Source organism: Sphingomonas sp. 28-62-20 (assembly GCF_002281505.1).
This window is the reverse complement of the sequence record NZ_NCGH01000057.1, coordinates 1-6,620: the sequence shown is the minus strand read 5'-3', so window position 1 is coordinate 6,620 and position 6,620 is coordinate 1. Positions and strand designations below refer to the sequence as shown.

Sequence of the window (6,620 nt, the reverse complement as noted above, 5' to 3'; positions counted from 1 at the left end):
GGTGAATGTACGGATTTCGGTCAGTCGGTCGATGGCCCGGCTGATCTCAGGGCCGCTTTGCAGATATGGCCCATCACGGAGTCGATCGAGCGGGCTTTGCCGTCCATCTTCGGCAACAGCGACGAGCGTATCGAGCCGGGTACGTTGCTCTGACGTCAGCTTGTCGACCAGGCGGCGATGGACGTGCGCGGCGACTCGCGTGCGGACCCGTGCGATATCGCGCTCGAGGACGGACAATCCCGGTAACATCACCTTGAACTCGAGCAGCCATGTCGCGGCTGCGTCGAACAGGGCCGACGGTCGATCGGTGCCCGTCCAGCACAGCGCATACAGGAAACGATGCAATCGGAACGCGACGCCGGGATCGGAGAAGACTCGGTAGCCATAATGAATGCGGATGCGCGGGCCGTGCCGCCATCGTCCCTTGGTCGCGCAATATCGCGCCATTAGTTCGGCCGATCCGTCGATCGCCAGTTGGTCGCCAGCAAATCGCGTGACGGACGCAGGTATTTGCGCCGGATCTTCGAGAAAAGTGCCGAGCAGCCTCAACGAGCCTAGCTGCACCGCGACACCGAGCCGGTTGTGGTCGCCGCGGTGTGCGCCGATGAACGCCCGGTCCGCATCGTCGAGATGAAAGTGCCGCGCCAGCTGTTCCGAGGTCGGATCGCCTACGAAGCGACCATATCGCAGTGCCTGGTCGTCCGAGAGAAAGCTGACTGGCACCGCTTCACGCTATGCCGCTGCCGCGGATCTGGTCCCGCGCTTGGCCAACAGTTCGCTGGCCCGCTCTCGCGGCTGTCCTTTGGCGTCGACATAGGCATAGAGTGTCGACACCGATACTCCGAGCTGGACAGCGACGTCGCGCGCGGCATTGTCGCGGTCTGCCATCAACGCCATTGCGGCCTTCAACTTCTGTTTCGTCATCACCCGTGGCCGCCCGCCCGCGCGGCCACGGGCCCTGGCCGCAGCCAGCCCTGCCATCGTGCGCTCGTGGATCAGGTCGCGCTCGAACTCGGCCAGGGTTGCGAAGATGCCGAACACTAACCGGCCCGTGACGGTCGTCGTATCGATATCGCCGGTCAGCACCTTCAGGCCGACGCCGCGCTTCTGCAGATCTCCGACCAGCCCGACGACGTGAGGCAGCGACCGTCCAATTCGGTCGAGCTTCCAGACAACAAGAGCGTCGCCATCACGCATGATATCGATTGCCTTGTCGAGCCCAGGCCGTTCGGTCGTACGGCCCGAGCAAACGTCGTCGAAGATCCGGTTGCATCCGGCACGATCGAGCGCATCACGTTGCAGATCGAGATTCTGCTCGCCCGTCGACACCCGCATGTACCCGATCAGCATCGACGCCCGCTCCCTCTTGCATCAATCTATCGAACGATGGGTTTACCGGCTATAGGTTTCTGGACGGGTAGATGTGAGATTGAAGGCCGTCCAGTGGGTCGATCGCGTTCGTCGGACCGCTTCGCATCAAACCGGGGTTTATTGGAAAAACCAGACGGCCGCTTCCGCCCCCTTGCGGACATTCTGTGCAGACTGTAGCATCGTCGACATGCGCTGGCTGATCATCATCGCTTCGTTCGGTTACGTGATGACAGACGCATCCGTCTCAGCACAGCCGATGCGGCAGCCTAGCTGGGATGAGGTGAAGGAGACGGCCAAGGCCTGCTCTCTGGTGGTTCACCGCATTGATGTTCCTGCGAGCCCGGTCGGTTCGGGAGAATGGGCTTACTACATCGACCGGCAATCGACCTCGACGCAGCGGACGTGTTTCTACAAGCGACTGGGCATCGGAGAAGTCGAGAAGACGATGCGGGAGTTTGACTTCGCTGGCGCGAGGCAGTCTGGCAGCTAACCACCCACAATCGCCGATCAGCGACGAGTCCGGACTCGCCCCATTGCGGACAAAGATCGTTTGAAGCACCATCTAGCGGATAGCTTCCGGATCATGGACGACAAGCGCAAATGAAAATCCCGCGATGGTATTTGTGGCAGTTCGCGGCATGGCTCGTGACCGGACTTCCCTTCCAATGGTTTTTTACCGCTTTCAACGGCCTGCCATTTCTCTCATTGCCCGATGCGCCGGGGCCTAATGGCCCGTCGCTGCCACTTTGGGTTTTGGTGATGATCTTTCTCTATCACCCAATTTTGACCGCTCCGGTTGCGGTTTGGTCTGCCTTTTCTCATCGCAAGCGGAGCCTGCCACGTCCTTAGGGCTGCTGCGCTGCTGCCCGGCGATGAACGTCCGCTAACCACCACTTTTTGCCATTCCGGAATGGCCCGCGGCCTTGAGGCGTGCTGCCTTATGTAGGTTTTCTGTTCCGTTCCGGTACGCGCTGCTTGTTGCCCTTCGAATTTGGTTGGGCAGGATCAGGTTTTGCGCGGCCAGGGCCTTCTCGGTGGCGGCCAGTTGTGTGAGGTAATCCTCAAGGAGGAGTAGCGGCGCCAGCGACCATCCTGATGCGTCGGAGCGATCCTCGCTGTCTCGTGACCCAAGAAATCGCTTGCCGTTGCCGGCGAGGCAATGGGGGATGATCAGGCCGTATTCGGCAAGGCGCCTGATGTTCTTGCGCGCGGCGGTCCATCCGATCCGGCATTTGAGATGGTCGTTCGAGGCGGCAATGAGCGGGCCGCAGCGGCTGTCCCAGTCGATATTCATGGCCGCGATGCTCGCGGCGGCATCGTAAAGATCTCGCCAGACGATTCTCGGAACTTCGATCGTCACGGGCGGCATTCTCGCGAAGGTCTCGATGATATCGAGCAGTTTGCGCCGACGCTGCCTGCCTGCGTTTTCGGTCCCGGTATGTTCGAACCCTCGCATCATCTTGCTGACGCGCGCTGCATGTCTTGCCCGATCTGCCGGGTCTTCCATGAAAGTGATCATGGTCAGCTGTTCTGTCTCGAGCATCCCCAGTTTTGGCAGACAGGCGCCGATCGCTGCTGGCCCTCCCCGGCGTCGGCTATTCACCTCCCAGGCTGCCTGATTCTGGACGATAGTCATCCTTTCGCTCCCTCAGTCCTGAGGTGCGGCACAGACAAAGAACATTGCCCGCAAAATTTGCGAAAAATGCTTGCAAGTTGTCAGGGAGCAGGTAGCTTGCCGGTGTCTCTCGCCACGCTTTGGCGCGGCAAATTACAGCTTCCTTCGAAAGGCCCGGGCGCTGCCCGGGTTTTTCATGTCTGCGTCGCTGACCTCCCTTTCATATGCACCAGCTGGTGTGGCAGCGTTCGGGCGCGTTTCATCGCGCGCAGAAGCGCTTGTTTGCCATTCGGTCTGTTGCTAGAAAGCGAGGTGAACTTGGCGCTCTGGCAACAGGATGCGTTAAAGGGGGTCCCGTTGGCGCGGGGCCCCCTTTCAATTTTAGAGCATCATCGGTTGTCCTTCTGATGGTTCAGGTGATCTGACGCTGAGCGTTGTCGCCACAATCGCTGCGATGACCGCTTCCCTGGACGAGAGATCATCCCTTTTCAGCTGGTCAAGCATCTCGATCATGGCTGCTGGCAGCCAGATTTCGAGGGGGCGCAAACCATCCTGACGGCGTTTGCGTCTTGCTTTCCGGTGCTGCGCCATATTTGCGCTTCGCTGTGCGGTACAGGACGTCTGCCCGTGACCAGTCACGCGGTTCGTCATGCAGCGCGGGCTCGTTTCGCCGTACAAGGCTCAGGCGTAGGCATGTTCAAAACCGCCGCCGTTATGCCGGCTTTCAAGCGACATGTGGTGTTTGGCGATGGCTGACGATGTCTTGCGGGCGATCGTGTCACACAGGCTTTGACGGATGGTCTCGAACTGCCCTTCGCAGGCTGCGAGTTCGCTTGGTAGCCGGGCCGCGAGTGCGACCGCGACCAATGCGGTCGTCTCGCAGCAAGGATCTTCGTAGGAGCTAGCGCTTTCATAGCACAGCAGAACGAGGCCTGCGCGGATAGGGTCGATTTTGAGGTGGAGCAGGACGCGTTGGAATTCGTCGATCGTCAGATTTCCATCTTCGACCTTATCGAAAAATTTCTTCCGCCGACTTTCTTTGATCACGCCTTCATCGGTCAGCTTGCGCAAGCTGGTGTTCTGCAGCCTCATCTGTTCCTTGATGAGCGCTGCATACAGTTGGTTTACGCTGTGAGCTCTGCTGGCGACCCCATCTTCCGTCCCTTCGCACATGCGTGCCTCCACGATCCCATGTATTCCACTCCATGCAGTTTCATAGTTTGACTTTGTCGATTTGCATTTTGCAAGCGGAAAATTCGCCTTCCGCTACCAACATTGCGCAGAAAATCAGTGTTTCGCGCACCCCGCAATGAGCCTTGGTATCGGCGTTCAGCTCGCCTTTCAGCCGCTCAACAGCCGCATTGTCCGTAGAATTGAGACGGACGTAGATCCGAACGGGTCCGTCCACCGGAAGCAGGGTCTCCAGCGCTGCGGAATGTCCATCTTTGAGGGCTGGGTACCGCTCCAGCGCATGGAGAATGACGTCTTTGAACGTAACAAAGCGCGTCTGCTCAAGGCTGAGTGCTGCGATGGCCCTGACGATATCTTCGAAAGCGTGTGCGCTGATGGAAATCTCGTGGGCTACATACGTGCTTTTGCTCAATTCGATCTCCTTTCTCTCGATGTGGCAGCGTCTGAACTTGTCATCCTGCAACTGCGCGGTTTGCGGGTCATCCTTTTTGCGCATTTTTACCCGTGGGGCGGATTCCTCTCCACCTTGGGGCTGATTTTCGCCCGCTGTGGGGCACAAACATCCCCGGTGTGGGTCGCAAATTGGACCACGGTGGGAAATTCTCATTCCCAGGCTGGGAGCGAATCGAATCCTGGGCGGGGTTCAATTCTGCCCCAATCTCTCATTTCCTTAGAAATCCTGACACTTCGGTGTTGAGAAAAGGTTCTCCTCGGGCGGATTTTGGCTGTGGCGGCAGACGCCAGCATCCAACCGAAAGGGAAAACTCAATGACAAGTCTCGATCTGAAGAATCGCAGCGGCACGCTTGCTGTTGCGATTGCGGCGCTCGCGGCCGCCAGCGTGTTCGGCGCTGATGCCGCAATGGGGTGGCCGGATCATCACTGTGCTCTCGCTCGCCGGCGGGATCGTGGCGCTTGCGTCGGGCCGCTTTTCGCTCGGTCAGGTCGCAATCCCTGTGGGCGTCGGCGTCGGCGCCGGGACCGGCATTCCGATCGTCACCGCCTCGGTTACCGGCACGGTCTGAACGCTGCGCCCTCGCTTCATGATGGCAAGGGTACCGCAGTTCACCCTTTGGGCTGCCGCTCCTTGTCCTCCCTCTGGCGGAGTTGATCCTTGGACCAGTATTCGATCCCAAAACATCTCGACGATCCAGAACTGATCGGGTTCTGGACCCTCGATGAATTCCTGGTGATGGTCATACCCTTCACCTGGGGCATCCTCGCTCAGCACGTTGTCATCGGGCTTCTTTTGGCCCTGGCTGCGTGGTTCGGCTATCGCAAAGTTAAAGCTGGGCGTTCGATGCATTGGGTCCTGCATTTTGCCTATTGGCATTTGCCGGGAGAATTCTTCGGTCTGAAGGTCGCTCCGCCATCTCATCTTCGTGTGATGGCGGGCTGATATGGAAATCTCTTTTGCCCACGAGGCGTCTCAGCGGACCCTCAAGCAACGCAACCTGCTTGCGCTCATCTGTGTCGTGCTCGGCATTCTCGTGGTGGTTATGTTCACCGCGGCATCGACGCGGGACCGCGAGGTTGTGCTGCAGCCCATCCTGCCCAGCCAGATGACGCTGAGCTCTGCAGCGCTCACGCCCGAGTATCTTGAGGCCGTGACGCGCGACACTGCGCAGCTCGCGCTCAACCGCTCGCCCGAAACACTCCAGTACTGGCTTGATGGCATCGTGGCCATTTCCGCGCCGGAGGCGCGCGGGGCTCTCAAGGCCAAGCTCCTGCGGATCGTGGCTGAGCAGGAGGGGTCGCAGGTGACCCAGTTTGTCACGATCAACTGGATCCGCACCGATCCGGAAAACCTCACCAGCCAGGTCGGCGGCGTCCTTCATACCATCGTCGGATCCAAGGACGTGCGCCGCGAGCACAAGATCTTCGAATTTCACTGGACCTACACCGGCGTGTCGCTGCGCCTGAAGGGGTTTGGTGTCGTCGTTAAGAAGGAAGGAGCCAACCAATGACCTTCTCTGTCTCGACGCTCTGCCTTGCCTCGGGCGCGCCGCTGCTTCTCCGCATCGACAGCCATCTTCTTCGCGGGCTTGGCGCTGCACTTTTCACTGTCGGATTCGTCATGGCGGCCACGCCAGCTTTTGCTGACGAAAACATCCTCGCCGTCGATAATGGAGAGGTTCGCTGCCGGGCATCCAAGGCCGACCTGACGCGCATTTCGCTGAAGGATGACCGGTTCGTGTCGGTATCCCGGGTGCAAACTGGCGTCGAGGGCCAAGACTTCTCGATCGTCCACGAACCCACCCGCGGCGATATCTACATCTCGGTCCCCGAAGCTTATTCAAAGCCGAACATCTCCTTCTTCGGGACGACGCAAAAGGGCCTTGTCTACAAGTTCGACTGCCAGATTGGCGGTGACAGCGCCGTGCAGGTTTTCGTGGGCAACGCCGATATCGAAAATCCGTCCGCCAAGCCTGAGGTCCTTACAG

Annotated in this window: 11 protein-coding genes; 5 read left to right on the top strand and 6 right to left on the bottom strand. The window is 59.4% G+C overall.

The features are described from left to right. Together B7Y43_RS19880 and B7Y43_RS19875 are read right to left on the bottom strand one after the other, a co-directional pair. On the bottom strand, positions 1–723 hold a 723-nt coding region (locus B7Y43_RS19880), incomplete at its 3' end, for a DUF4158 domain-containing protein (protein ID WP_374133390.1). Positions 724–732: 9 nt separating this feature from the next. After that, entirely contained in the window at positions 733–1,350 is a 618-nt protein-coding gene (locus tag B7Y43_RS19875) for a recombinase family protein (protein WP_015449304.1), read from the bottom strand. Positions 1,351–1,558: 208 nt separating this feature from the next. Between B7Y43_RS19875 and B7Y43_RS19870 the strand changes: the two genes are divergently transcribed. After that, positions 1,559–1,861: a hypothetical protein gene (locus B7Y43_RS19870; protein ID WP_234002715.1), complete on the top strand. Its 303-nt coding sequence runs from the start codon at positions 1,559–1,561 to the stop codon at positions 1,859–1,861. Between the two features lie 393 nt (positions 1,862–2,254). Here the strand turns inward: B7Y43_RS19870 and B7Y43_RS19865 are convergent, their stop codons facing one another. The 4 genes from B7Y43_RS19865 to B7Y43_RS19850 form a co-directional block, all read right to left on the bottom strand. Then, on the bottom strand, positions 2,255–3,007 hold the full coding sequence (locus B7Y43_RS19865) for a helix-turn-helix domain-containing protein (RefSeq protein ID WP_374133389.1): 753 nt from the start codon (positions 3,005–3,007) through the stop codon (positions 2,255–2,257). A gap of 360 nt (positions 3,008–3,367) precedes the next feature. Then, positions 3,368–3,637 (bottom strand): hypothetical protein, encoded by a 270-nt coding sequence (locus B7Y43_RS19860; RefSeq protein WP_374133388.1) that lies wholly within the window; start codon positions 3,635–3,637, stop codon positions 3,368–3,370. Between the two features lie 30 nt (positions 3,638–3,667). Continuing rightward, a complete protein-coding gene (locus B7Y43_RS19855; RefSeq protein ID WP_066110830.1) occupies positions 3,668–4,159 on the bottom strand; it encodes a hypothetical protein in 492 nt (163 codons plus the stop codon). A 40-nt stretch (positions 4,160–4,199) separates the two neighbouring features. Further along, positions 4,200–4,673 (bottom strand): hypothetical protein, encoded by a 474-nt coding sequence (locus B7Y43_RS19850; protein ID WP_374133387.1) that lies wholly within the window; start codon positions 4,671–4,673, stop codon positions 4,200–4,202. A 309-nt stretch (positions 4,674–4,982) separates the two neighbouring features. Between B7Y43_RS19850 and B7Y43_RS19845 the strand changes: the two genes are divergently transcribed. From B7Y43_RS19845 to B7Y43_RS19830, 4 genes are all read left to right on the top strand, one after another. Further along, positions 4,983–5,201, top strand: coding sequence for a hypothetical protein (locus tag B7Y43_RS19845; RefSeq protein WP_374133391.1), 219 nt, complete (start codon positions 4,983–4,985; stop codon positions 5,199–5,201). Positions 5,202–5,290: 89 nt separating this feature from the next. Next, the gene (gene traL / locus B7Y43_RS19840) at positions 5,291–5,575 is read left to right on the top strand and encodes a type IV conjugative transfer system protein TraL (RefSeq protein WP_054136666.1); all 285 of its coding nucleotides are present in this window, start codon (positions 5,291–5,293) and stop codon (positions 5,573–5,575) included. Position 5,576: 1 nt separating this feature from the next. Continuing rightward, on the top strand, positions 5,577–6,143 hold the full coding sequence (locus B7Y43_RS19835) for a type IV conjugative transfer system protein TraE (protein ID WP_054136667.1): 567 nt from the start codon (positions 5,577–5,579) through the stop codon (positions 6,141–6,143). Further along, a partial coding sequence (locus B7Y43_RS19830) for a type-F conjugative transfer system secretin TraK (RefSeq protein ID WP_374133386.1) occupies positions 6,140–6,620 on the top strand: 481 nt, incomplete at its 3' end. The genes B7Y43_RS19835 and B7Y43_RS19830, both read left to right, overlap by 4 nt.

Excerpts from the sequence above, each read along its gene's own strand:
- B7Y43_RS19875 (WP_015449304.1), bottom strand. The coding sequence starts at position 1,350 with ATGCTGATCGGGTACATGCGGGTGTCGACGGGCGAGCAGAATCTCGAT.
- B7Y43_RS19870 (WP_234002715.1), top strand. The coding sequence starts at position 1,559 with ATGCGCTGGCTGATCATCATCGCTTCGTTCGGTTACGTGATGACAGAC.
- B7Y43_RS19865 (WP_374133389.1), bottom strand. The coding sequence starts at position 3,007 with ATGACTATCGTCCAGAATCAGGCAGCCTGGGAGGTGAATAGCCGACGC.
- B7Y43_RS19860 (WP_374133388.1), bottom strand. The coding sequence starts at position 3,637 with ATGACGAACCGCGTGACTGGTCACGGGCAGACGTCCTGTACCGCACAG.
- B7Y43_RS19855 (WP_066110830.1), bottom strand. The coding sequence starts at position 4,159 with ATGTGCGAAGGGACGGAAGATGGGGTCGCCAGCAGAGCTCACAGCGTA.
- B7Y43_RS19850 (WP_374133387.1), bottom strand. The coding sequence starts at position 4,673 with ATGCGCAAAAAGGATGACCCGCAAACCGCGCAGTTGCAGGATGACAAG.
- B7Y43_RS19835 (WP_054136667.1), top strand. The coding sequence starts at position 5,577 with ATGGAAATCTCTTTTGCCCACGAGGCGTCTCAGCGGACCCTCAAGCAA.